This is a genomic window from Ruegeria sp. G10, assembly GCF_056533645.1.
In genome coordinates this window covers 236,310-259,441 of sequence record NZ_JBQFOQ010000002.1, presented here as the reverse complement: position 1 = coordinate 259,441, position 23,132 = coordinate 236,310, and the positions used below count along the sequence as shown (strand labels likewise).

At 57.4% G+C, this 23,132-nt stretch carries 20 protein-coding genes; 9 read left to right on the top strand and 11 right to left on the bottom strand.

From position 1 onward, the window contains the following. Positions 1-31 precede the first annotated feature (31 nt). Complete coding sequence (locus tag ACR0KM_RS04960) at positions 32-895, bottom strand: SGNH/GDSL hydrolase family protein (RefSeq protein ID WP_480857981.1); 864 nt, start codon at positions 893-895, stop codon at positions 32-34. A gap of 274 nt (positions 896-1,169) precedes the next feature. Between ACR0KM_RS04960 and ACR0KM_RS04955 the strand changes: the two genes are divergently transcribed. Continuing rightward, a complete protein-coding gene (locus ACR0KM_RS04955) occupies positions 1,170-1,403 on the top strand; it encodes a hypothetical protein (protein WP_480820538.1) in 234 nt (77 codons plus the stop codon). Positions 1,404-1,435: 32 nt separating this feature from the next. Here the strand turns inward: ACR0KM_RS04955 and ACR0KM_RS04950 are convergent, their stop codons facing one another. The 7 genes from ACR0KM_RS04950 to ACR0KM_RS04920 form a co-directional block, all read right to left on the bottom strand. Then, a complete protein-coding gene (locus ACR0KM_RS04950) occupies positions 1,436-2,947 on the bottom strand; it encodes a mannitol dehydrogenase family protein (RefSeq protein WP_480857979.1) in 1,512 nt (503 codons plus the stop codon). Next, positions 2,947-3,720: an L-iditol 2-dehydrogenase gene (locus tag ACR0KM_RS04945; RefSeq protein ID WP_480820542.1), complete on the bottom strand. Its 774-nt coding sequence runs from the start codon at positions 3,718-3,720 to the stop codon at positions 2,947-2,949. Before ACR0KM_RS04945 ends, ACR0KM_RS04950 begins: the two co-directional genes overlap by 1 nt. Then, positions 3,717-4,721 (bottom strand): ABC transporter ATP-binding protein, encoded by a 1,005-nt coding sequence (locus ACR0KM_RS04940; protein WP_480857977.1) that lies wholly within the window; start codon positions 4,719-4,721, stop codon positions 3,717-3,719. The genes ACR0KM_RS04945 and ACR0KM_RS04940 overlap by 4 nt, the downstream gene beginning before the upstream one ends. A 12-nt stretch (positions 4,722-4,733) precedes the next feature. Continuing rightward, positions 4,734-5,564, bottom strand: a complete 831-nt coding sequence (locus ACR0KM_RS04935; RefSeq protein ID WP_480857975.1) for a carbohydrate ABC transporter permease — start codon at positions 5,562-5,564, stop codon at positions 4,734-4,736. A gap of 12 nt (positions 5,565-5,576) precedes the next feature. After that, positions 5,577-6,443 (bottom strand): carbohydrate ABC transporter permease, encoded by an 867-nt coding sequence (locus tag ACR0KM_RS04930; protein WP_480857973.1) that lies wholly within the window; start codon positions 6,441-6,443, stop codon positions 5,577-5,579. A gap of 108 nt (positions 6,444-6,551) precedes the next feature. Then, complete coding sequence (locus ACR0KM_RS04925) at positions 6,552-7,856, bottom strand: ABC transporter substrate-binding protein (protein WP_480820548.1); 1,305 nt, start codon at positions 7,854-7,856, stop codon at positions 6,552-6,554. Positions 7,857-7,950: 94 nt separating this feature from the next. Next, on the bottom strand, positions 7,951-8,976 hold the full coding sequence (locus ACR0KM_RS04920) for a LacI family DNA-binding transcriptional regulator (protein ID WP_480857972.1): 1,026 nt from the start codon (positions 8,974-8,976) through the stop codon (positions 7,951-7,953). Positions 8,977-9,098: 122 nt separating this feature from the next. Here ACR0KM_RS04920 and xylB point away from each other — a divergent pair, with 122 nt between their 5' ends. Further along, positions 9,099-10,571, top strand: coding sequence for a xylulokinase (gene xylB, locus ACR0KM_RS04915; RefSeq protein ID WP_480857971.1), 1,473 nt, complete (start codon positions 9,099-9,101; stop codon positions 10,569-10,571). A 138-nt stretch (positions 10,572-10,709) separates the two neighbouring features. On the opposite strand, the gene ACR0KM_RS04910 is transcribed toward xylB, so the two are convergent. Then, positions 10,710-12,062: a tetratricopeptide repeat protein gene (locus ACR0KM_RS04910; RefSeq protein WP_480857969.1), complete on the bottom strand. Its 1,353-nt coding sequence runs from the start codon at positions 12,060-12,062 to the stop codon at positions 10,710-10,712. A gap of 162 nt (positions 12,063-12,224) precedes the next feature. Between ACR0KM_RS04910 and ACR0KM_RS04905 the strand changes: the two genes are divergently transcribed. The 4 genes from ACR0KM_RS04905 to ACR0KM_RS04890 all read left to right on the top strand — a co-directional run bounded on the left by ACR0KM_RS04905 (position 12,225) and on the right by ACR0KM_RS04890 (position 16,290). After that, positions 12,225-12,452 (top strand): hypothetical protein, encoded by a 228-nt coding sequence (locus ACR0KM_RS04905; RefSeq protein WP_480857967.1) that lies wholly within the window; start codon positions 12,225-12,227, stop codon positions 12,450-12,452. Positions 12,453-12,474: 22 nt separating this feature from the next. After that, on the top strand, positions 12,475-13,737 hold the full coding sequence (locus ACR0KM_RS04900) for a DUF3179 domain-containing (seleno)protein (RefSeq protein WP_480857966.1): 1,263 nt from the start codon (positions 12,475-12,477) through the stop codon (positions 13,735-13,737). 7 nt (positions 13,738-13,744) lie between these two features. Further along, positions 13,745-15,409: a sulfatase-like hydrolase/transferase gene (locus ACR0KM_RS04895; protein ID WP_480820560.1), complete on the top strand. Its 1,665-nt coding sequence runs from the start codon at positions 13,745-13,747 to the stop codon at positions 15,407-15,409. Positions 15,410-15,471: 62 nt separating this feature from the next. Next, on the top strand, positions 15,472-16,290 hold the full coding sequence (locus ACR0KM_RS04890) for a hypothetical protein (protein WP_480857964.1): 819 nt from the start codon (positions 15,472-15,474) through the stop codon (positions 16,288-16,290). Between the two features lie 148 nt (positions 16,291-16,438). Here the strand turns inward: ACR0KM_RS04890 and ACR0KM_RS04885 are convergent, their stop codons facing one another. After that, on the bottom strand, positions 16,439-18,388 hold the full coding sequence (locus ACR0KM_RS04885; protein ID WP_480857962.1) for a multiheme c-type cytochrome: 1,950 nt from the start codon (positions 18,386-18,388) through the stop codon (positions 16,439-16,441). A 294-nt stretch (positions 18,389-18,682) separates the two neighbouring features. Here ACR0KM_RS04885 and ACR0KM_RS04880 point away from each other — a divergent pair, with 294 nt between their 5' ends. Genes ACR0KM_RS04880 through ACR0KM_RS04870 form a run of 3 tightly spaced genes read left to right on the top strand, consistent with a single transcriptional unit; the run spans position 18,683 to position 21,531 of the window. Then, a complete protein-coding gene (locus ACR0KM_RS04880; protein ID WP_480857960.1) occupies positions 18,683-20,182 on the top strand; it encodes an FAD-binding domain-containing protein in 1,500 nt (499 codons plus the stop codon). Between the two features lie 3 nt (positions 20,183-20,185). Then, complete coding sequence (locus ACR0KM_RS04875) at positions 20,186-20,323, top strand: DUF2256 domain-containing protein (RefSeq protein ID WP_480857958.1); 138 nt, start codon at positions 20,186-20,188, stop codon at positions 20,321-20,323. Beyond that, complete coding sequence (locus tag ACR0KM_RS04870) at positions 20,263-21,531, top strand: FAD-binding domain-containing protein (RefSeq protein ID WP_480857957.1); 1,269 nt, start codon at positions 20,263-20,265, stop codon at positions 21,529-21,531. The genes ACR0KM_RS04875 and ACR0KM_RS04870 overlap by 61 nt, the downstream gene beginning before the upstream one ends. On the opposite strand, the gene ACR0KM_RS04865 is transcribed toward ACR0KM_RS04870, so the two are convergent. Then, a complete protein-coding gene (locus ACR0KM_RS04865) occupies positions 21,528-23,045 on the bottom strand; it encodes a cryptochrome/photolyase family protein (protein ID WP_480857955.1) in 1,518 nt (505 codons plus the stop codon). The genes ACR0KM_RS04870 and ACR0KM_RS04865 overlap by 4 nt on opposite strands. Between the last annotated feature and the right edge of the window lie 87 nt (positions 23,046-23,132).

The window sequence follows — 23,132 nt, the reverse complement described above, 5'->3', positions numbered from 1 at the left end:
CCTGAATATCCCCCTTCAGTAGTTGATGCCTTTACTTCAAGACCGAAAACAGTGCCTTGCAGATTTCGTCTGTATTTATGTCAAGAAACTTCCGGACCGCAGCCGGGCTTGGGTGATGTGGGTCCTTGACACGCCCGGCTTCGTTGCGGCGAAAGTAGATGGGTTTCCCTTCGATCGCGTTACGCGTCTTCAGGTTGAACCCCTCGACAACGGCGCATTGCTTACCCGCTTGTCGAAAGGCACGCGCAATTTCGCTTTGTGCTTTCATGCGCTTGTCGTTCGTCTCTTTCAGATAGACTGGGACGCTTGAGATGAACACGCAAGGGATATCATCCGGGATCTGTTCAAGCGTGCGGCGGGCATCCTCTTGCGCAAGCTTTGGTGTGTTCGCCCAGCGATCCGCTGAATTACCCAGAAATGTCAGCACCAACAAACCGGGCCTATAATAGCCGTCGTCGAACATCGCTTGGAACGGCGTCCTTTTTGATTTGCAGAACTGGTAGGATTTGCCCTTGCCGATTTGGATGAAGACCCGGTCCGGGTTGCCGTCAATGCCATAGGCGCCGGCATTAACACCATATTTCTTGTCGACATCACAGATTGCACCTTTCGAAGCGCCACCAGTGACTGTCCATGATTGCAGCGAGGTTGATCTGACGCCGATTGCGGCTGTTTCCCGTTTCCCAAGCGCGGCCAACGCCTTTTCGCTTCCGGGGGTCATCTTGCACCGAGCTTCCAGTTGGTCGAAAAACCGCAGGTATTCCTTACCTGCGCCGAATGAGATCTGGCTGTCACCAAGGATCAGAACGTCCGGCTGGGCGGAGGCAGGTTGCATGAACAGTGCAATCGCGGTGGCCAACCAGACCCCGAAAACAGATGCTCGGAGAGATGTCACGCGCTTACCTCCATTTGCCGTGTCGTAACCTTTCCGAGTCTCGTTGATCGCACCATTCTGGGTGCTTTGCCGCTGTAACACCAATCAACACCTGGTTATGCGGGCGCGATGTCTGGGTTGGTCAATCGGGTTTCGGTGATGACGTTTACATCCCAAAGTTCAGGAATTGCCTAGACAAGAGGCGGGCAGGCGATTTCTCGACCGGTTTCTGCGTTGTTGGCGCGCGGCGTCTTTGCGCTAGGTAATGCCGTGATGGTCAAGGAACAGACACGCGATGCTGGAAGAAAAGCGCAAAGATCTGAAGTCCGAAAGGCAAAGACGCTTGCTGGGAAGGCTTGTTGAGGAGTTGAGCCAGACGGAGAGGGACCTGTACTATCGCCCGACCAGCGAAATCGCCTCTTTCATCAAGAAGTACATCGACAGCGGCGGCACTCTTCTGGAAGAGGATAAATTACTGCTCAGGCCATTGAGCCGCAGAGATATCGAGGTGCTTTTGAGCCTGCATTGACGGGAGGGTGCTGCGCCGACGGCGGGGTATGGTTAACCAGACGCCGACACCCCGCTGCAATAATCTGCGACAGCAGATCGACTTCCGTGCGCCCAGATTGTGTTCAGCCAAAAACAGAATGACCGGGAAAAATGGCTGTTGCGACCAAGATCACCGTAGTACGCGCTTTGGTCGATCCAGAGTTCTGGGTTGGTTTTGGCTGCCAATGCTGTTTTCTTCAGGTCATGCCAGTGGGGATCGTTCGGCTCGATCTGTGAAAGGTCTTCGCGCGTACCAGCGCACATCCGGCACCAGAGGGCTTCGGCAAGTGCAAGTCCGCTTGCTGAATGCCCACACCGAAGCGCATCGCGCAGGGACGGCAACAGGAACCCCGGATGGCGAGCCGAACCCTCGAACGCGACTCTGCGGGTCGTGTCTTGAATGGCGACGTTTGCAAATCGCCGCTCGACCAACTGAAGGTAGTCACGTGGCGTGGTCCCGGGGACGGCTTCCACATGGGGCAGGATTTCGTCTTTCTGAACTTTCCTGAATAATGCCGCGATATCGGGGTCTTGCATGCAATCGGATATGGTCGGGACATTCAAGATCTCCCCAATATTTGCGAGCAGTTGGTGACCGCCGTTCAGGATGCGCAGTTTCATGATCTCATAGCTGTGTACGTCATTGGTCAGCGTGACCCCAACCTGTTCCAAAGGTGGCCGACCGGCGCAAAAGTCATCCTCGATAACCCATTGGCGAAAGTTTTCGTGCGACACGGGCGCGTTGTCATCGACGCCAAGCCTATGGCATTGCGCTATGACCTGCTCGGTCGTGGCGGGCACGATGCAATCCACCATCGAGTTCGGGAACGCCCCGTTCCTGTCAATCCAGTCCGCCAGACCGGGATCGGATTGGCGCGCCAGACCAACGATACTATTGCGCAAGATCGTTCCGTTGCCCTGCAGGTTGTCGCAACTGAGCGCGGTGAAAGGCTTCACCCCTTGCTCTCGGCGCTGCCGCAGCGCTGCTACGATGGCTCCGAAGGCGGTGCGCGGTTGATCAGGGGTCATTGAATCATGCCGAATATCTTCATGATCCACGTTAAAAACACCGGTGTTGGCATCCAGATAGTACCCGCCCTCGGTCACTGTCAGCGAAACAACCCGGATAGAGGGATCGGCCATTTTACGAACCAAAGTGGCGTTGTCTGCTTCGATCGGTAAGTAGTCGATCATTGGGCCGATCACCTCGGCTGATATCCCTTTCGGATCCAGCTCGATCAGCGTCGTCAGGCAGTCTTGTGCCAGCAGCCGCGCGCGCATCGTGGCGTCGTATTCTCGTACGCCGGCCCCGATGATCGCCCAGTCGCGGGCCTGACCATTTTGCATCAATCGGTGCATGAACCAGGCTTGATGGGCGCGATGAAAATTGCCCACGCCGATATGGATGATGCCCGGCGTCAGGTCCGAGGGCGCATATGCAGGCAGCCTGACCTGCACCGGCAAGGCGTCAAGGCTGTCGCGCCGCAGACGCACGGGGGGTTTTGCGTTCGCCACAGGGTCCATCAGCTCATCCAGTTTCCACCGTCGACGTTGTAGGTTTGTGCGACCACATACTTTGCCTCGTCCGAGGCCAGAAACACTGCCATCCCGGTCAGATCTTCCGCCCGCCCCATCCGGCCATAGGGAACAGCAGCAGCCACCTCGCGCTTTTTTTGGCCCGGGGCTTTGCCCTCGTGTTTTGCAAAAAATGCGTCCACACCGTCCCAGTGTTCGCCATCCACCACGCCGGGTGCGATGGCGTTAACGTTGATCCCATGATTGATCAGGTTCAGGCCCGCCGATTGGGTCAGCGATATGATTGCTGCCTTGCTGGCGCAATACACAGCGACCAAAGGTTCGCCCCGTCGTCCGGCTTGGGACGCCATGTTGATGATCCGCCCTCTGGTTCCGTGGGCAATCATGTGGCGCGCGACAGCCTGCATTGTAAACAATGCGCCAGCGACGTTGATGTCGAACACACGGTTGTAGTCGGCGCGCTCGATCTCGACGATGGGTGCGGCGGTGAAAATGGCTGCGTTGTTGATCAGAATGTCTATTGGGCCGAACCGGGATGCGGTTTTGTCGATTGCGTCGTCAATACTCTGTTGGTTCGTCACATCCATCTCGATGGCAAGTGCGGCTTCACCGATTTGAGCGGCGGCTTCACAGGCGCGTGGGAAGTCGATATCGGCAATGGCAACGCGCGCGCCCTCTGCGACATAGGCTTTGGCAAAAGCCAGCCCGATACCGCGGGCGGCACCGGTGATCAAAGCGGTTTTGCCTGTCAGTCTTGTCATTCGATGCGCAAGCCTTTTGCGTCAAAGCGGTGGATTACATCAGCCCGGGGTGTAAGATGCACGCGGTCGCCGTGCCGAAACCCGACCTCTCCATCTGCGCGAACGGTAATTGTCTCGGCCAGACCTGTTTCGTGAACGTGAAAGAAAGTGTCCGAACCGAGGTGCTCGGAGACGCTGACAACCCCCGACCAGTCGCCTTCTGTTGCCGAAACCGTAATGTGTTCGGGACGGATCCCGATGGTCTGAGCGCCATGTTTTGCGGCCTCTTCGCCCTCGATGAAGTTCATCTTGGGTGAGCCGATGAAGCCTGCGACAAACAGGTTTCGGGGTGTCCTGTATAGCTCGAGGGGGCTTCCGACCTGTTCGATCACGCCCGCCTGAAGCACAACGATCTTATCGGCCATGGTCATGGCTTCGACCTGATCGTGGGTCACGTAGATCATGGTTGTTGCAAGACGCTCGTGCAGTTCGCTGATCTCCAGCCTCATGCCAACGCGCAACGCCGCGTCGAGGTTCGAGAGCGGTTCATCAAAAAGGAATGCCGCAGGCTCGCGGACAATCGCGCGCCCGATGGCGACCCGTTGGCGTTGCCCACCCGAGAGTTGGCCGGGACGGCGATCCAGGTAGTCAGTCAGGTTCAGGACGCTGGCCGCGCCTTCGACGCGCTTGTCGATCTCGGCCTGGTCCAGCTTGGCCATGCGCAGCGGAAAGGCAATGTTCTTGCGCACGGACATATGCGGATAGAGCGCATAGGATTGGAAAACCATCGCCAGTCCGCGTTTGGCGGGCGGTACATCGGTGGCGTCTGCCCCGTCGATCTCGATATGACCGCTGGTGATGTCCTCCAACCCCGCGATCAGACGCAGCAGGGTGGATTTGCCGCAACCCGAGGGGCCGACGAAGACGGTGAACTCGCCATCTTCGATGGTTAGGTCTAGTGGGGGAATGACCTGCACGTCGCCGAAGCTTTTGGTCACGGACTTGAGTTGAATACGTCCCATGTGTCGTGTTCCTTATTTCACAGCGCCGAAGGTCAGGCCGCGGACAAGTTGTTTCTGGCTGAACCAGCCGAGGATGAGAATTGGCGCGATCGCCATGGTCGAGGCCGCACTTAGCTTGGCAAAGAACAGGCCCTCGGGGCTGGAATAGCTGGCGATGAAGGCCGTTAGCGGGGCGGCATCGACGGCGGTCAGGTTGAGGGTCCAGAATGCCTCGTTCCAAGCCAGGATGAAGTTCAACAGAACGGTCGAGGCGATGCCGGGGATGGCCATGGGCGTGAGGACGTAGAGGATTTCTTCTTTCAACGTCGCTCCGTCCATCCGCGCGGCTTCCAGAATTTCACCCGGGATCTCGCGGAAATAGGTGTAGAGCATCCAGACAATGATCGGTAGGTTGATCAGCATCAGGACGACGACCAGTCCTCCGCGCGTATCCAGCAGGCCCAACTGAATGAAAAGCAGGTAGATCGGGTACAGCACGCCAACCGCAGGTAACATCTTGGTGGACAGCATCCACAACAGGATGTCCTTGGTCCGCTTGGATGGGACAAAGGCCATCGCCCAAGCTGCAGGGACTGCGATGATCACGCCCAAAAGGGTGGAACCGCCTGCTATGATGACCGAATTCCAAAGAAAGCGCATGTAATCCGAGCGTTCCTGCACGATGGCATAGTTTTCCAGCGTCCAGTCGAAGTTCAGAAAAATCGGTGGGCTGGCGATCGCCTGTGCCTCGGTCTTGAAGCTGGTCAGGATGGTCCAGAGGATCGGGAAAAAGATCAGCAATCCTAAAGCCCAGGCGAGGGCGGTGTTCAGCGATTTGCGGCGGGTTGTGACAGCGCGGGCCATGGTCTTACCTCCTCACGCGTCCAGGTTCTTGCCGACGATGCGCATCAGGAAGATCGCAACGATATTGGCTAAGATGATTGCGTAGACACCTCCGGCTGATCCAAGGCCGACATTCTGGCTCTCCAGCACGCGCTGGAAGATCAGGTAGGTGAGTGTACGGGTGCCGAATGCGCCGCCGGTGGTCACGAAAATCTCGGCGAAGATTGACAGCAGGAAAATCGTCTGGATCAGGATCACGATGGTAATCGCGCGGCTCAGATGCGGCAGGACGATGTGGTAGAACCGTTTCAGTACGGGCGCGCCATCCATTTCGGCGGCTTCCAGCTGTTCGCTGTCCAGCGACTGGATCGCCGTCAGCAGGATCAGTGTCGCAAAGGGCAGCCACTGCCACGAGACGATCATGATGATCGATGTCATCGACGCTTCGGACAGCCATGAGATCGGCTCGGCCCCGAAAAAGCGCCACAGATGCGCCAGCAAGCCGTTCACCGGGTCCATGAACATATTCTTCCAGACCAGCGCGGATACGGTCGGCATGACAAAGAAGGGCGCGATGACGAGGATACGGACGACGCCTTGCCCCCACATCGGCTGATCCAGCAGCATGGCCAGTAGGATGCCAAGTACCACCGTAATGGCCAGCACGCCGCCGACGATCAGCAGGGTGGCCTGTACTGCGGGCCAGAAGGTGCTGGAAGATACGAACCGGGCGTAGTTCTCAAAGCCAACCCATCCCAGATCACCACCGCGCAGGGGCAGATATTTCTTGAAGGAAAAATACAGCGTCATCGTCAGCGGCACCAGCATCCAGCCAAGTAGCAGGACCACTGCAGGTGCCATCATCAGGCGCGCAACGGATCGGGAGTGTTGAGTTGCCATGACGCAAACCCTCTCTGTTCAGACGTAATGCTAGCCTGCGAGAAAAACATGAGTTGTCAAAGTAAGATGCGGGGGACAGATCTCCTGTCCCCCACCGGGGAGGATGCCTTAGTACCCTGCGGCTTCCATCTCTTCGGCGGTAAAGGCCTGTGCTTTGGCAAGGGCTTCATCAACCGATTGCTGTCCGGCGTAAACCGCCGAGAACTCTTGGCTGACCTGTGTTGCGATGCCTGCAAACTCGGGGATCGCAACGAACTGGATGCCGGTATAGGGCGTCGGCTGCGCACAGCAGTTCTGTGGATCAGCCGCTAGGATCGATTCCAGCGTCATCGCTGCAAAGGGGACCTCTTGATAGTTTGGGTTCTCATACAATGAGGTCCGCGCGCCCGGAGGTACGTTTGCCCAACCCTCGTTTTCAGCAACCAGCTCGATGTATTCCTTCGAGGTCGCCCATTCGATGAACTGCTTGGCGGCATCCTCTTGCTGCGTGCCCGCCGGAATGGCCAGAGCCCAGGCCCAAAGCCAGTTTGCGCGTTTGTCCACGCCTTCCGAATTTGGGGCCAGGGCAAAGCCGACCTTATCCGCCACCGTCGAGTCATCAGGGTTCGTCACGAAGGATGCCGCAACCGTGGCGTCGATCCACATGCCGCACTTGCCCTGCTGGAACAGCGACAGGTTTTCGTTGAACCCATTGGTGGCGTAGCCGGCCGGGCCGGATTCATTCATCATGTCGACGAAGAAGGTCAGTGCCTCTTTCCATTCCGGCTGATCGAACTGGGGCTTCCAATCCTCATCGAACCAGCGCGCGCCGAAGGAGTTTGCAGTCACGGTGATAAAGGCACCGCCCTCACCCCAACCGGCCTTGCCGCGCAGGCAGATGCCGTTGATGTCGTTGTCACGGTCTGTCATTGCAGCGGCCGCCTCGCGGATGAACTGCCATGTCGGTGCCTTTGGCATCTCCATTCCGGCCTGTTCCATCAGGTCGGTGCGATACATGATCATCGAGCTTTCGCCGTAGAACGGCGCGGCATACAGCGTGCCGTCGTTGCTCAGACCGCCCGCCATGGCAGGCAGAAGATCACCTACGTCGTAGCCTTCGGACAGGCCGTCCAGCGGCACCAGCCAGCCATTGGCCCCCCAGATCGGGGTTTCGTACATGCCGATGGTCATGATGTCGAACTGACCGCCTTTGGTGGTGATGTCTGTGGTCACGCGCTGACGCAGCACGTTTTCCTCCAGTGTGACCCATTCGACGTCAATGCCAGTCGCCTCGGTGAATTTGTCGGTATAGCCCTGCATCCGGATCATGTCGCCGTTGTTCACCGTGGCGATCGTTATGGATTGCGCGTGGGCCGCCGCCGTCGCGACGAAAGTCAAAGCAGTCGCCGCACGAAGTGCGTGTTTCAGATACATCCCTGTCCTCCCTGAGCTTGGATGTCGTACAGGAAAGGTAGAGTGTAAGTTGTCGCGCAGTCAATAAAAACTTTACGCGCGTTAAAAAATGAAGCTAAGCAGAGTCCCGCAAAACCAGCCGCGCCGGAAAAAGCGTCTCGTTTCGATCCTCGAATTTCCCACCATTTTCAATGAGTTCAAACAGCGTTTCGACACTGCGTCCGGCGACGTTGTCATAGTCATGCGCCGCTGTGGTAAGAGAGGGGCAGGTGAATTTCGCAAAAGGATGATCGTCGTTCGAGGCGACCCGCAGCGTGCAATCATCTTTACGACCGACCCGAATCCCCCTTTCGAAACAGGCGGCCAGAAAGCCGATGGCAAGCCGGTCGTTGCTGCATAGAACGGAATCTGTCTTTAGCCCGTCTTCTTCCAGTATTTTCAGGGCTCCACGGTGCCCGATTTCCTCAAAGGCCCAGCCTTTGCCGTCAACCCTGATAATATGTGGCTCAAACCCGAGGCGTTCCATCACCTCTACATAAGCTTTTCTGCGTTTATTGGCGTTTGGGTTTGCGGGAGTCCTCATCTCAAAGAACGAGGGGGGCTCGCCGGTCCGGGTCATGTATTCCACAGTCTGAGATACAAAGCTGAAATTGTCCGAGCCTATGAAGGCGGCTCCCAAACCCTCAAGGTTGCTGTCGAACAGGACGGTCGGCACATTGGCGCAGAACTTTTCGATTGCGGATCGGTCAGAGATGCGCCCCAACGGCGCCAGCAAAACACCTGCGGGCTTCATGGATTGCAGCCCGTCCAGAATGTCGTTCTCCAGTTTTTGTTCCCCATGAGAGCTGAACAATGAAGGGCGATAGCCCGCAGCGATACAGCTTTGTTCCAGATAGCGCGCGATTTCGGCAAAGAAGGGATCGGACAGATAAGGTAGGACAATACCGATATTTTTGGTCAGCTTCCGGTTCTGGTTCACGGCATAGATGTTTGGGCGGTAGTCAAACTGTGCCAACGCCTCTTCTATGCGCGCCCGTGTCGTTGGGCGAACGCTGTCAGGATCATGGAAATACTTCGATACCGTGGGTCGCGAGATGCCGCTGAGGGCGGCGAATTCTTCCATGTTCTTAATTTTAGTCATGCCAGTCTGCCTGCCGGATCGGTCCGCCTTGATCTTATCATAGCTTTACATATTCTTTCCGCGCGATAAAAAATTCAATAGCCCGATAAGTACCGGGTTTCTGCATCGGGCAAGAGGTTTGAATGTATCTGGGGATCGATATCGGCACGTCTGCGGTCAAGGTTGTCTGCGCAGATACGGACCGAATTCTGGCAACCGCCTCGGTCGGGATAGAGACCTCCTCGCCACAACCGGGTTGGTCCGAACAACACCCGGACCTTTGGTGGCAGGCGACCTGCGATGCGTTAAGCCTGCTTGCCGGACAAATCACGCTGTCGGATGTGAAAGCCGTCGGATTGTCTGGTCAGATGCACGGGGCCGTTCTGCTCGACCGCGATCTGCGCCCGATCCGGGCGGCGATTCTGTGGAATGATAGCCGAGCGACACAAGAGTGCGATGAGCTGCGCGTGGCCGAACCTCGGATCGGCCAGATCGCGGGTGTTCTGCCTTTGCCAGGGTTCACTGCGCCCAAGGTCGCGTGGGTGAAGAAGCATGAACCGGCCAACTATGCGCGGCTTGCAAAGATCCTGCTGCCCAAGGACTACATCGGTTTGCGGCTGCATGGCGAACTGGCCACCGACACTTCGGACGCTGCGGGAACACTGTGGTTCGATCAGGCGGCGCGCGGCTGGCACGCCGGCATCGCCCGGGCCACGGATGTTGCGCCTGATTGGCTGCCCGAGGTTTTCGACGGTCACGAGGTTGTTGGGGCCGTGACCGCGCAGGCCGCGGTTGATACCGGCTTGAAGCAAGGCATTCCGGTTGTCGCCGGAGGCGGAGATGCAGCAACAGGAGCGGTATCTCTGGGGGCCACCGAACCGGGGCGCGGGTTTATCTCTTTAGGGACATCCGGCCAGTTGTTTGTGGCAGATCACAGCTTCAAACCCAATCCGGAACGCTACGTGCATGCGTTTGCGCACACTTTGCCTGATCGTTGGTACCAGATGGCGGCGATGCTGAACGGCGCACGGCCAATTGCCTGGATCGGCAATCAATTGGGACTGTCGGCTGCCGAGGTTGTGGCCCTGGCAGAAACAGCCAGTGGCGATCGGGTGCCGGTATTTCTGCCATATCTGACGGGCGAGCGTAGCCCGCTTGGCGACCCGCATATCCGTGCGTGTTTCTTTGGACTGGAGGATGCGACAACGCGCGCAGATATCTGCCGTTCTGTGGTTGAGGCGATTGCATTTTGTTTTGCCGATGCTGCGCAAAGCTTTGGTGGCACCATCGACAATCTAACCGAGCTTGCCGCGATCGGAGGCGGTAGCCGGTCAGATTTTCTGCTGGGACTGATCGCAACCGTCACGGGAAAACCGATCTTGCGCTCTGATGGGGCGGATGCTGGTCCGGCCTATGGCGCAGCGCGGCTGGCAGCGTTTGGAGATGGTGCATTGAATCGGGAAGATCTGGGGGTCCAGCCGCCAACATCGGATCGGTTCGATCCGGCCGATATGAACAAGCTGTCGGAGCGCCTTGAGCAATTCCATGATCTTTATGCTGCCTTACGCACAGTCGGTCGAACCCGGCAGCGCGAGGATGAAGCCCGGTCCACTTAAGCCCTTCGCAAACCGCCCCTGGACCGCATCGACCATGAAGCCATCCGTTTATTGTACGTGCGCCGATGGCTCAGGGTGGGAAATCGGCGGCGATGACACGGACAGAAGACGCCGAAAAACGGTCTTTTGACCGGCTCCTTATTCAGTTGGCTGGGACTCAATGTCGTCCAGCGCGCTCAAGATCTCTTCGGCATGATCCCGATTGGCAAACAAAGTTCGAAACAGAGCAGCCAGAGGGTATCCCGGCCACGCCTCGTCCAACAGCAATGCGGTGGCACTTGCCTGCTCGGTTTCGCCGAGTTGTTGATAGCTGGCGGCAAGGTAGCCGATCGAGATGGCGCTTACCGGGTCTCCTAGCCGTATTGCTTCGTTGAACTGGTCGATGGACCCCTGAAAGTCCCCAAGATGATAACTGGCTGAGGCCAAAACGCTTCTGTAGGGAAAGCGCAGGTTCGAAGTGTCGTTCTGCTCTGCACGTCTGGCGGATGCGATCGCGCGGTCGAAGGCCCCACCAAACAACGCAAACAATGCGTCGAAATTGGTCACATGGATATCGTCGGGGGAAAGGTTGATGGCGCGTGAGGATTGAGCAAGCGCCGCGTCAAAGTCACGTTTGGCAAAGGACACCAATGCAAGCGCCGAGTGGCTCCACCCTTGATCGGGGGCCAGCTCTACCGCCTCTTCGGCGCGCTGTTCTGCCAGGTCCAGAAGCGCGCGTTTTTCGTCGCCGGGCGGTGTAGTGATCGCCAGAATGCTTGTTGCTTGCGCGGACCCTGCGTAGCCACCGAAATAGGTCTCGTCCAGCGCGATGGCGCGTTCGAACATCTCGCGCACCGCTTTTATGCGTTCTCGGTCCAACACCGGAAACATCAGTGGCCGCGCTTCTTCGGCCAAGTTTAGTGCTTGCAGTTTTGTTGGGTTCGTCGAAAACAGCGCCTCACGGACCGCTTGTTGTTGGTTGGTTACAGGCGACGCGGCCTTTTCTTCAGATGTTCTGGACATCCCGAAATGATAAAGGGCGCCCGCGCCGACCATCAGCACTGCCAGGATAGCCATGACCAACAGCCAGCTTCCTCGTGCCGGCGGCACCGGTTCTTTCTGCGGATGCGGTTTCAGCATCTCAAAGCGGGGCACGTATCCACCGGGATCGACATGGATGCGCAGACACTCGTCTTTACCTGAGTTCGAGTAATAGCTGGCCAGACGCCGCCGCATACGACCTGCGTCGACACGCACGACGGCCATTGGGTCACCGCTTGCGTCTAGCGAGATCCGGTAGACGTCTTCGGCGATTGATTTGGCTCGTATGTCGTCGGATTGCCCGGCCAGCAGTTTCTCGACGACATAGCGCAGAAATGACTGTAACCGCTCGGCGCCGTCGAATTCCGGACTGTCCAATACCGCGTCCAAAGCCTGCCGAATCTCAGCATCCGAGGGGGTATCGGAGCGCCTGTCAAATCCTGGTTCAGAGTGCTCTGGCGTCAATTGCATGGCTTTATCGCTGTGTAAGCCTCTGGAAAATAACGTGTTACGTCGTAACATACGTTAAGATACCTGAATATGTAAGTGAATTTCGACGACAGTAGTGGGGAAAGGGGAAAAGGATACATCTCATCGTAGGGCACAACCGGGATCAAGAGATTGAGGAGCGTAATGGAGGCACTTTCGATGTTGTTTGCAGAGCAGGCAAATGAGATCGGACGCCTGCGCAGTTCGGACACCGTGTTTGCCCAAATCTGTACGGACTACGAAAGTTTGGCTGCTCTGTTGCCATGCGATGCGGATGATCCTGCTTACCCTGATTTGATCGATAGCCTTCGGGGGCTTGAGGGCGAAATCCGACATTACCTAGCTTCGGTGTCGGACCCCCCGCAAGGCTGAACATGACGGAAAGGTGGTCCAGATGCTTGCGAGTTTTCTGTTTTACGTTGGGCTCATCGTGTCTTTGACCATTGGTTTCATGTATTTTCGCGACCTCGGTGACGTCAGTCAGATGGTGCTTAAGGTAAAGCGGAACAACATGATCCGCTTTATCCGCAATGAAAACCGCTATCTCGCTATCGGCATAGCCGGTCTGGTCCTGATGCTGATCGGACATCTGATGGGTGGGGGGCCACGATGGCTGTTCTTTCTGGGCGCGCCCGCTATCACCTTCGTGATCATATTTCTCTTCGTGTTCCCCTGGGTCTGGGTGCATGTGGGTCTGCGCAATCAGCAGAACAGTGCACGTTACTATCCCATTTCCGAAGCCCGACAGTTCATCAACCCATCGGCAAGTGTTCTGGTGATCGAAAACAACGGCCATGCACGGGCGCATGCGGACGCTCAGTTGATGCGACCACATCTGGCCGGGGATGCTGATGGGCTGGGCGGCGATGACATCGTGATGACCTATTGCGCCATGGCCAATCTGGGTCTGGCTTACAAGCCGGTCATTGATGGCAAGCGACTGGATCTCGAAGTGATGGCCCAGCATGGGAACAATCTGATCCTGCGCGATAATGTCAGCGGTGAACCGATACAGCAGATTTATGGCCATTTCGACAGCGATGCGTCCAAGCAATCTGCGATGACGCCCTGGCCGACCTATCGGATGAGCTTTCGCGGGTTTCAGAAGGCTTTCCCGGATGGCGAAGTGTTTCTGAACAAACCGTCGTCGAACCCACTTCTCAGACTGTTCGACACGTTTACCGAGACGGTGTTCTCGTCGGGTATCGCCAAGCAGCATCAAGAATCCGCACCAGTCATGGACAACATGAGCCACAGCGATGATCGCCTTCCGAACAAGACCTATGTCTGGGGTATAACGATTGGCGAAGATGCGGTCTGTTGGACCGATGATTTCATCGCCGCGCATCAGGGGTTGATCAATGCAAGGGTGGGCGGGCGAGATGTCGTTGTGTCGTACGATCCCGCTTATGAGAGCGTCGGCGCATGGTACAATGACAGTGGCGCCCCGATTACCAGCATTGACTTTTTCGGGCAAGCAAATTGCGGCAGGCTGAGCCGCGTTGAAACTCTGCGATCAGGTATGTTCTGGCATGTCTGGGTCGAGTTCTTTCCCAATACAGACATCAATCGCGTTGGCGCGCTGCAGGACAACGCAGGCGATTCAGTGATTTCCCCCAAACCCGTAACCGGCCAAGCACCGGATCAGAGTGAGTGAGATTGATATGAAAAAACTGTCTGGCTTCTTAGCGCCCCTTTGTCTTGTGGCAAGCACCGCAGTTGCGCAAAACGCACCCATCATCCACGATGCCGAATACTACATCCTCGAAGCTCAGAACGCTGAGCAATGGGCCGAAGACAATGCTGAGGTCGATCAGTTGCTTGAGGCGTTTCGACGCTCGAATGAGGGCAGGCCTCCGAATATCCTCAATATTCTGATCGACGATATCGGGTTTGGCGATCTTGGTATTCCCGAACTGAACGCAGTGCGCGGCTATTCGACCCCTCATATCAACGCCTTTTCTGATGAAGCGATGCGCATGGTTCGCATGTATACCGAACCTTCATGCACGCCGACACGGGTTGCAATGATGACCGGGCGATTGCCGGTTCGGATGGGAATGGGTGATACAACCGTCGATATCGCCGGGTTTGGACTGCCAGCCGATGAGGTAACGCTGGCCGAGGTGCTGTCTGACGCGGGTTATGCGACTGTCCATGTCGGAAAGTGGCACATGGGAGATATCCCCGAGGCCTGGCCGCACAATCAGGGGTTCGACTGGGCGGGCTTTCCAGTCCATCAGCAGGGACAGCTGACGATTTACAATGATGACGCGATCAAGGAACAGGTCTCGGTCGGTATCGCGGATTTTGATGATCGTTTCATTCTGGACGATTTCTTTCGCCCCGATCCGGCCGCCATGGTCACCGGGCTTGAGGCCGAGCGGGGCGGTGCCGCGCGCGAGGTCGAAATGGCTGCGGGTGAACGCTGGACAGCCGAAAAGTATGACGACATGAACAAGCGTTATCAGGATCAGACGCTTGAAAAGCTGCGTGAACTTGCAGGCGGCGACAAGCCCTTTTTCTTGCAATACTGGCCTTTGATCCCGCTGGACAACACGCGCGCGGGCCGTGGTGGGCCACAATCACCAAATGGCGGGCTTTATGTCGACAAAATGCAGCAGCTCGACAGTTGGCTGGGTGATATCTTCAACGAAATGGACGCGCTTGGCCTGACGGAAAACACCATCGTGGTCGTCATGGGCGACAATGGGCACTTCACCAAATACTCACCGCAATCCGGTTTTACACCGATGGTGTTTGCAGGCGGAAAGGGTGATGTATCAGAAGGCGGCATCCGGGTCGACAGTTTCATCCGCTGGCCGGGAATGATCGAGGCTGATGGGATTGTCGGTGACATTGTCCATGTCTCGGACCTTTACACGACACTTGCACGATTTGCCGGCGCAGAGGCCGGTATCCCCAGGGATCGGCTGGTAGACGGTGTGGACCAGTCGGCGCTGTTGTTGTTGGGCGAGACAAAGGGCAGACGGGATCACTTGATTGTCTATTCCGTCCACACGCCTCGGGCGATCATCAAAGATCAGCTCAAGCTGCGCATTCCGGGGTCCGGTGAAAGCGCTATCCTTGCAGATTTCTTTGACGTCTACCGCGACACGCACGAGAAATACCCTGTCTCGACCGAGGTCGGCGCGTGGGGTGGTCAAGAATTCGTGCGCATTCTGAGACGCCACCTGCAACGCAAGGAGAAGTATCCCGATACCGAACCTGCGCGCGGGGTGCCTTACGAGGGCATCGAAAACCTGCGTCCGGAAACGCAGGCTGCAGTTGAGGCTTTCCTTCTCAAACAATCCTCGGTCAGCAAGTGAGCGAATGGTGGTAAGGCACCGCGCTGCGGCTCGTGTGCATTTTGTTCTAAGGAGATTGAACGATGGCAATCAGATCAGCTGTCTGGACGATAACTTTCGCGGCGTGTTCCTGTTCGCTCGTCGGCTGGGCAAATGCGCAGTCGCTGCCGGCACCGGGACAGGACGAAGAAGGCTGGCGTCACGCGCTTGGCTTTTACCTGTTCACACCGCTTAGGACCACGGGAACCTCTACGGTAGCAGGGGTTTCCGCCGATCTTGATCTGGATCTCGGCGATGTACTGGACGTTCTCGATTTCGCCGCCGCCGGTCGCTATGAAGGGTGGAATGGTGATTGGGGGATCATTGTCGACGCCAATTATGTGGGTATCGGCGAAGATGTGACATTGCCGGGTCCACGCAGCACCGAAGTTGACATAGATGTGCGCCAGAAATGGTTCGCCATCATGGGTGCCTATCGTGTCGCGGACGGTGTATACGGCGCGGGCAACCAGCGCTATACGGTCGATCTGCAAGGCGGTGCCCGGTATAACTCGATCCGGCAAGAAATTAAGTTCGAAACGCCTGGCCCGACAAATCCACCCACTCTGGGCGGCGACGAAAGCTGGGTCGAGCCGGTTATCGGTGTCCGTGGGATGTGGCGGGTCAACGAACGATGGACAACCATCGCCTCGTTGGACTTGGGCGGTTTTGGGGCCGGGGGGAACGACCTGCAAGTTGGCGCGAATATCGGTTTTGACTATCAGCCCTGGGACAGAACGGCGATTACGTTCGGCTATCGTTTCTTCAGTGTCGACTACAGCGACACACTCGACTCGGGTGAGTTTGCCTATGATGTCACTCAGCATGGGCCATATTTCGGGGTGAAAGTGTTCTTCGACTAAGAACACACACATGCGCAGCCCCCTGCACCCGCACCTGCCTGAGGCGCTTGCACCTCGCGGGGCTCTGCGCTCAACGCCGAAATATCAGGCACCCTCACCGCTCGTTTTACAAGCGGTGATGGACGCCCAAAGCCAATTTATCCTGCCTCTAATCGTTTGGCTCAGCAGGTGGCGGTAACAGGTCCAGCTGGCTACCGGTCAACTGGGAAATGATGCTTTGCAATGCAAAATCTTCGGGATTGGCGCGCGTGGCATCCGCGATGAGCGATTGCATCTTTGTATTCTGGCCAGACACGGCCGCGATGCGAATCCGCATGATCCATGCATCGACCAGCTTGGGGTCCAGTTCAACTGCGCGGGCAAAAGCGCGATCTGCTGCAGTCAAATTGCGGGTCGTCAATGCGAAGCCGCCAAGTTGCAGATGCGTTTCCGGAAAGTCCAGTCGGGCCGCCATTGCGCCCTGCCACTCATCCATGGCGCCCCGGAAGGCCGCTGCGGCTGTCTCAGGCAGCTGCGCGATCGGTGCATTGAACAGAACCCGTGCGACGGCGATCCGGACATTGCGCTTTGGGTCATCCAGCATCGGCAGCAATTTTTGCACGCGCTCTGGCCCCGGCAGGCCACGCAGGGCTTCGACCGTTGCGGACCGGATGCTGGGGTCGGCTGCGCCAACAAGATCGGCGATCCGGTTGATCTGGGCCGGATCATCTGTCTGACCAATCAGCCAGATGGCTGTCGCCCGGATCAAGGCGGGGCTGGTCGGGCTGCGCGCCAGCGCCACCAGATCGTCCGAGGCCAGGGCGGTGTTGATCTGGGCCCGCGCCAGAACCTGCCCGAAATGCGGCCCGCGATTGGCGCTGTCGGGAAACCAGTCACGCAGTTGAGCCACCGCCCAATCCGGCGTTTGATCGGTGTGGCAACTTGTGCAGGCATCTGGGGCACCGGTCTCAAGGTTCAAATCAGGGCGAGGGATGCGAAAGGCATGGTCTGCGCGCCAGTCGTTGCCCATATAGACCTGCTCGGTCATATGGCAGGATTTGCACTGGGCCCCGGCGCTGCCATCGGGGTGATGATGATGGGCCGGGCTGTCAAACTCGGCCAATGGCAGGCTGGGAAAGCGTGGGTTGCCTGCGGGATTGTGGCATTGGGTACAGACCGCGTTGCCTTCGGCAATCACCTGCGCAGTATGCGCATCATGGCAGTCGGAACAGGTGACGCCTTTGTCATACATTTTCGACTGCAGGAAAGAGCCGTAGACATAGACCTCATCCCTGATCTGGCCGTCAGGATGATATAGGCCGGGACGCAGCAGCGACAGGTTGTAGGCGTCATGGTATGAGGCGCCCGGCATCGGGCTGCCGTCAAAGAAGGCTTCGCGCCTGGAATGGCAACCTGCACACTGCTGGATCAATCCTTCGCGTTGGGACAGATCGGCCGAAAACCCATAGTTGGACGGTGGCTGCTTGTCGCTCGCCGCCCAATCAAGGTGGGCGCTGCCCGGGCCGTGGCAGGCTTCACAACCGACTCCGATTTCGGACTGGGTTGTCTGGTAAGTCTCTGAGACTGGATCATACCCCGCATCATATCCGGTTGCGTGGCACACTCCGCAGCGTGCGTTCCAGTTTTTATACGGTCCCGTCCAATGCAGCCCGTCCTCGGGGGGGACGTTCTGGCTGGGGTAAAGATGAAACCACTCTGCTTTCTCGGTGTCCCAGACGACGTCGAAACTCTGCAACCGGCCCGGCTCGGTTTCGAGCAGATACTGTTGCAAGGGTTCGATGCCGACAACCGAATGTACCGGGTAATCCGTCGTTTCGCCGTTTCGTTCGGTGACGGTGACATGATGGCGCCCGTCATCCTCGATGCGAAAGCGCGCGGTCATGTCGTCCAGCGTGAATGAGGTGCCATTGAAATCAGCGCGGATGTTGTCAGGAGTGGCCTCGGTCCAGGCCTTCGCGTGGTGCGATCCCTCCCACGCTTCTGCCTCGGCGCGGTGACAATCGGTGCAGGTATCCGATCCAACGTAAGCCGCGTTCTGAGCCGATACGTGGCTTGCGATACTCAGAAGCGCAAACAGGGTTGGGGCGAGCAGTTGCATCGGTATCCTTTTAACGGTTCAGGCAGAGCTGACAGGATTCGGCGCAAATAAGTGAGACGCCTTCATGCGCAGGGTGCCTCTGCGGCGAACGCCGCGCAAGGCCTTGTTGTGTGGTTCTGTCCCTATCGTAAGAACTGTTGAGTTTTTGCTGATTGCAGGGGCGGTACATACCGGGTGGCGCAGACGGCGATCCGCATCAGGAAAACAAATCAAACATGCGCCCGCCCGACTGGATAGAGGTGCGCATGGGTCTAGCTTGCATTCAGGTAAGTACGTCGCCACCCGGGTTAAGAAATGCAAGTCGTCTGGTTCAAGCGGGATCTCAGAGTTCATGACAACGCAGCACTCGCGCGGGCTGCTGAACGCGGAGATGTGTTGCCACTCTATGTGGTTGAGCCTGAGCTTTGGCAGCAACCCGATATGTCCGCAAGGCACTGGGAATTCGTTTCTGAAACACTGGCCGAGTTGCAAGGCGATTTGGCCGCGCGGGGGCAACCTTTGGTGATCCGGATGGGTTCGGTTGTCGAGATACTGACAGAATTGCGCCAGCAGCGGCGGCTATCAGCACTTTGGTCGCACGAAGAAACCGGAAACGGCTGGACCTACCAGCGTGATCTTGTGGTGGCGGCATGGTGCAAAGCAAACGGAGTATTCTGGCATGAGGTGCAGAACCATGGGGTGTTGCGGCGTATGCCATCTCGCGATGGTTGGGCCAGACGCTGGGATAGGTTCATGGATCAAGCGCAATCTTTGCCACCTGTTCTGAATGCAACCGACATTGGCTTGGGTCGCCTGCCCGCAGCCGCAGATCTTGATCTGAAACCGGATTCTTGTCCCGCGCGACAAACCGGGGGCCGCCGGGCCGGTCTTCGACTTCTGGATAGTTTTCTGCACACGCGCGGAGAAAACTATCAGCGTGCAATGTCGTCGCCGAGCGAAGGCGCGCATGCGTGTTCGCGCCTCTCTCCTTATCTGGCGTGGGGGGCGCTGTCGGTGCGCGAGGTGGCGCAAGCCAACCAGCAGCGCAGACAGGGGTTGGGGCCACAGGCGAAGACATGGCGCAAATCGTTGCGCGCGTTTTCAGGTCGGTTGCATTGGCACTGCCACTTTATTCAGAAGCTGGAAGATGGTCCCCGGATTGAGTTCGAAAACCTGCATCACATGTACGATGAACTTCGCCCGGCTTTGCCCGACGCAAGCCTGTTGGCCGCGTGGGCCAGCGGCCAAACAGGGTACCCGTTTGTGGATGCGTGCATGCGGTCTTTACGCGCCACGGGCTGGTTGAATTTTCGGATGCGGGCGATGCTGATGGCAACAGCCAGTTATCATCTGTGGCTGGATTGGCGCGCGCCCGGGTTAGAGCTGGCCCGATTATTCACAGATTATGAGCCGGGAATTCACTGGAATCAGGTCCAGATGCAATCGGGCACAACCGGGATCAATGCGGTGCGGATTTATAACCCGGTAAAGCAGGGCTGGGATCAGGACCCGACGGGCGTGTTTACGCGCCAATGGGTGCCAGAATTAGCGGAGATACCCGATATTTATCTGCACGAGCCATGGTCGGCCCCGGACGCCGCGGCGATTGTCGGCAAAAGGTATCCAGAGCGTGTCTTTGATCATCTTGCTGCTGCAAGGCTGGCGCGCGATCGCATCTGGGCCGTCAGACGCAGCCCTGCGTTCCGGGCAGAGGCCGCTGCAATCCAAACCAAACACGGCAGCCGCAAGCGAAGCACTCTGAGGCGACGCCGTTCAACGGAAACGACCCAACTCAGCTTGCCGCTGGGGGATTGATGTATGAGAATGCGAAAGAAATCCGATTTGCCCCATAAAACCTGCGCAAGCTGCGGGCGCCCTTTCGTCTGGCGTCGGAAATGGGCCAGAACCTGGGATCAGGTAAGATATTGCTCTGTCAGATGCAGGCGCAACAGATGACCCGTCTGGATCAGGCTGAAATGAGCCAGAAGCCAGATCAATTCCGGTGGCATCCAACACGGCGTGCAGGGTTGGCGCGTCTGCAGGCTTTCTTGCCGCATGCCGGGGACGACTACGCAGCGCAGCGAAACTATGATTTTGGTCCGGACAACCGAAGCAATGTTTCTGGATTGTCACCTTGGCTTCGATGCCGACTTCTGAGCGAGCTTGAGGTTTTGGGGGCGGTTTTATCACGTCACGGATATGCCCAAGCCCAGAAATTTCTTCATGAGGTCTTCTGGCGCTCGTATTTCAAAGGTTGGTTGGAGCAACGGCCCAGCGTCTGGTGGTCTTACCAACGAGATCTGGAACGCGCGTCACGGTCGCCGGGTGCGGATTACCAGGCTGCCGTTGAGGGGCGTACGGGTATCGATTGCTTCGATTTCTGGGTGCGAGAGCTGCAGCAAACCGGATATCTGCACAACCATGCCCGCATGTGGTTTGCATCGATCTGGATATTCACTTTGCGCCTGCCTTGGCAGCTTGGGGCCGATCTTTTCCTACGCCACCTTCTGGATGGTGATCCGGCATCCAACACGCTGAGTTGGCGGTGGGTGGCGGGGTTGCATACCAAAGGTAAGGTCTATCTTGCGCAACCTGACAATATCGCCAGATACACCGAGGGCAGGTTCGCGCCTCGTGGTCTTGCATCTGCTGCAGAGGCGCTGAGAGAAGACGAAGATCACCCACTTCGCGCTCTTCCAGCTGCCTCTGCCCCCGAAAAGGGCCCTCATCTGCTGGTTCTGACCAGCGAAGACCTCGGCAGCGGGCAATTGATGCCAGAGGATGCTGATGGCGTTTTGGGGCTTGTCACGCCGGAAAACCCGACCAACGGCAGCGGTATGGCGCTACAATTCAGAAGAGACGCAGTGTCCAGCGCGCTGGCGCCGCTCGGCTTGTCCGCTGTGGTTGCAGACGACTGGGTGCCGCCTTTGCTTGATGCCGCGAAACGTTTGGGTGTTCGACGCATTGTGACCGCTTACGCCCCGATTGGGGTGGTTCGTATGCGGCTGGACCGTGCCGCGCCTGCTCTTGCAGGGCAGGGGATCGAGTTGGTTCGTATGCGGGACGCGTACGATGATCGCGTTTGGCCACACGCGACTGCTGGGTACTTCCGACTGAAAAAGCAGATTCCGCAGATATTGAACGATCTGGGCTTACAACTCTAGAGATCATCCAAAATCTGCCGCGCGGTCTCCAGATAGCTCTGCTGTTTGTCGGCGCTCATGCGGTCCCAGGTTCTGTAAACGTGACCCAGCCTTGGGTTGCTGCGCAGCTTCTTATCGTTGCGCACCAGAAAATCCCAATACAGCGGGTTAAACGGACAAGCCCCTTGGCCTGATTTCTGTTTCACGTCGTATGCGCAAGATGCGCAATGATCTGACATCTTGTTGATATAGTTCCCGCTGGCCGCATAAGGTTTTGACCCCAAAAGCCCGCCATCGGCGAATTGGCTCATCCCGATTACGTTCGGTGCCTCAACCCATTCATATGCATCGGCGTAGACAGCGAGGTACCATTCGTGCACCTCCGCAGGGTCAACCCCTGCGAGCAGGGCGAAATTGCCGGTGACCATCAATCGTTGAATATGATGGGCATAAGCCTCATCACGCGTCTGGCTGATGGCTGACTTCATGCACGCCATGTCGGTTTCTGCCGTCCAGTAGAAGTGGGGCAGCCCGCGGGAGGCGTCGAGATAGTTTTCCTTGGTGTAGGAAGGCATGCGCAGCCAATAGATACCGCGCACAAACTCGCGCCAGCCGATGATTTGACGGATATAGCCCTCTGCTGCGTTCAGAGGGGCGTGCCCGTCGTAATACGCCCTCTCGACGCGACGACAGATTTCAAGCGGCGAGAGCAGTCCGGCGTTCAGGTATTGTGCAAGGACCGAATGATACAAGAAGGGCTCGTCGGTCAGCATTGCATCCTGATAGTCGCCAAAACGAGGTAACGCAGTGTCTATGAACTGTTCCAATGCCGCGAGGGCACCGCTTCGGGTCACCGCAAACCAAAACGGGCGAAGCACGCCAAAATGATCGCCGAACTCGCGTTCGACAAGGTCTAGGACCTCGCTTGTGATCTCGTCAGGCTTGGTCTGCAAAGGCTGTGGCATGAACAACGTGCGTTTGGCTGGTTTGCGGTTTTCGGTGTCATAGTTCCAGCGACCACCTTCCGGTTCACCATCCGACATCAACAAACCTGTTTTGCGGCGCATCTCGCGATAGAAATATTCCATACGCAGTTGTTTGCGACCGTCGGCCCAGTCCCGAAATTCAGCATGCGTCGCGACAAACCTGTCGTCGGGCAAAGTCTCGATCCGGGGGGATTTGGCGAAGGCGCTGGCAAGCCGATGCTCACCCGGCTCCGTCACGATGGCCGTTTGAAGCCCCAATTCGTCCAAAGCGCGCTCAATTTCGCCGGTTAGGCTTCCGGTGTTTTGCGCATCATCCAGCCTTACGTACCTGACCGACCAGCCCAATTCGCAAAGCTCCTGCGCGAAATGACGCATCGCAGACAGGACAAAGGCAATCTTCTTCTTATGGTGCTTCACATATCGCGTTTCGCTTTGGACTTCGGCCAGCAACACGACATCGCGCCCGGCGATGCCTTGCCGCAACGCGTTGATATCGGGCGAAAGTTGGTCGCCCAGCACAACAAGTAATTTGGGATCGGTCGAGCTCATGAGGTGCGATCTAGGATGCGAACTGCGCAGGGCCAGACTTTTTGTTGAAAAATATGGAACGTTCCAATAATACTGATTCTGGAAGGT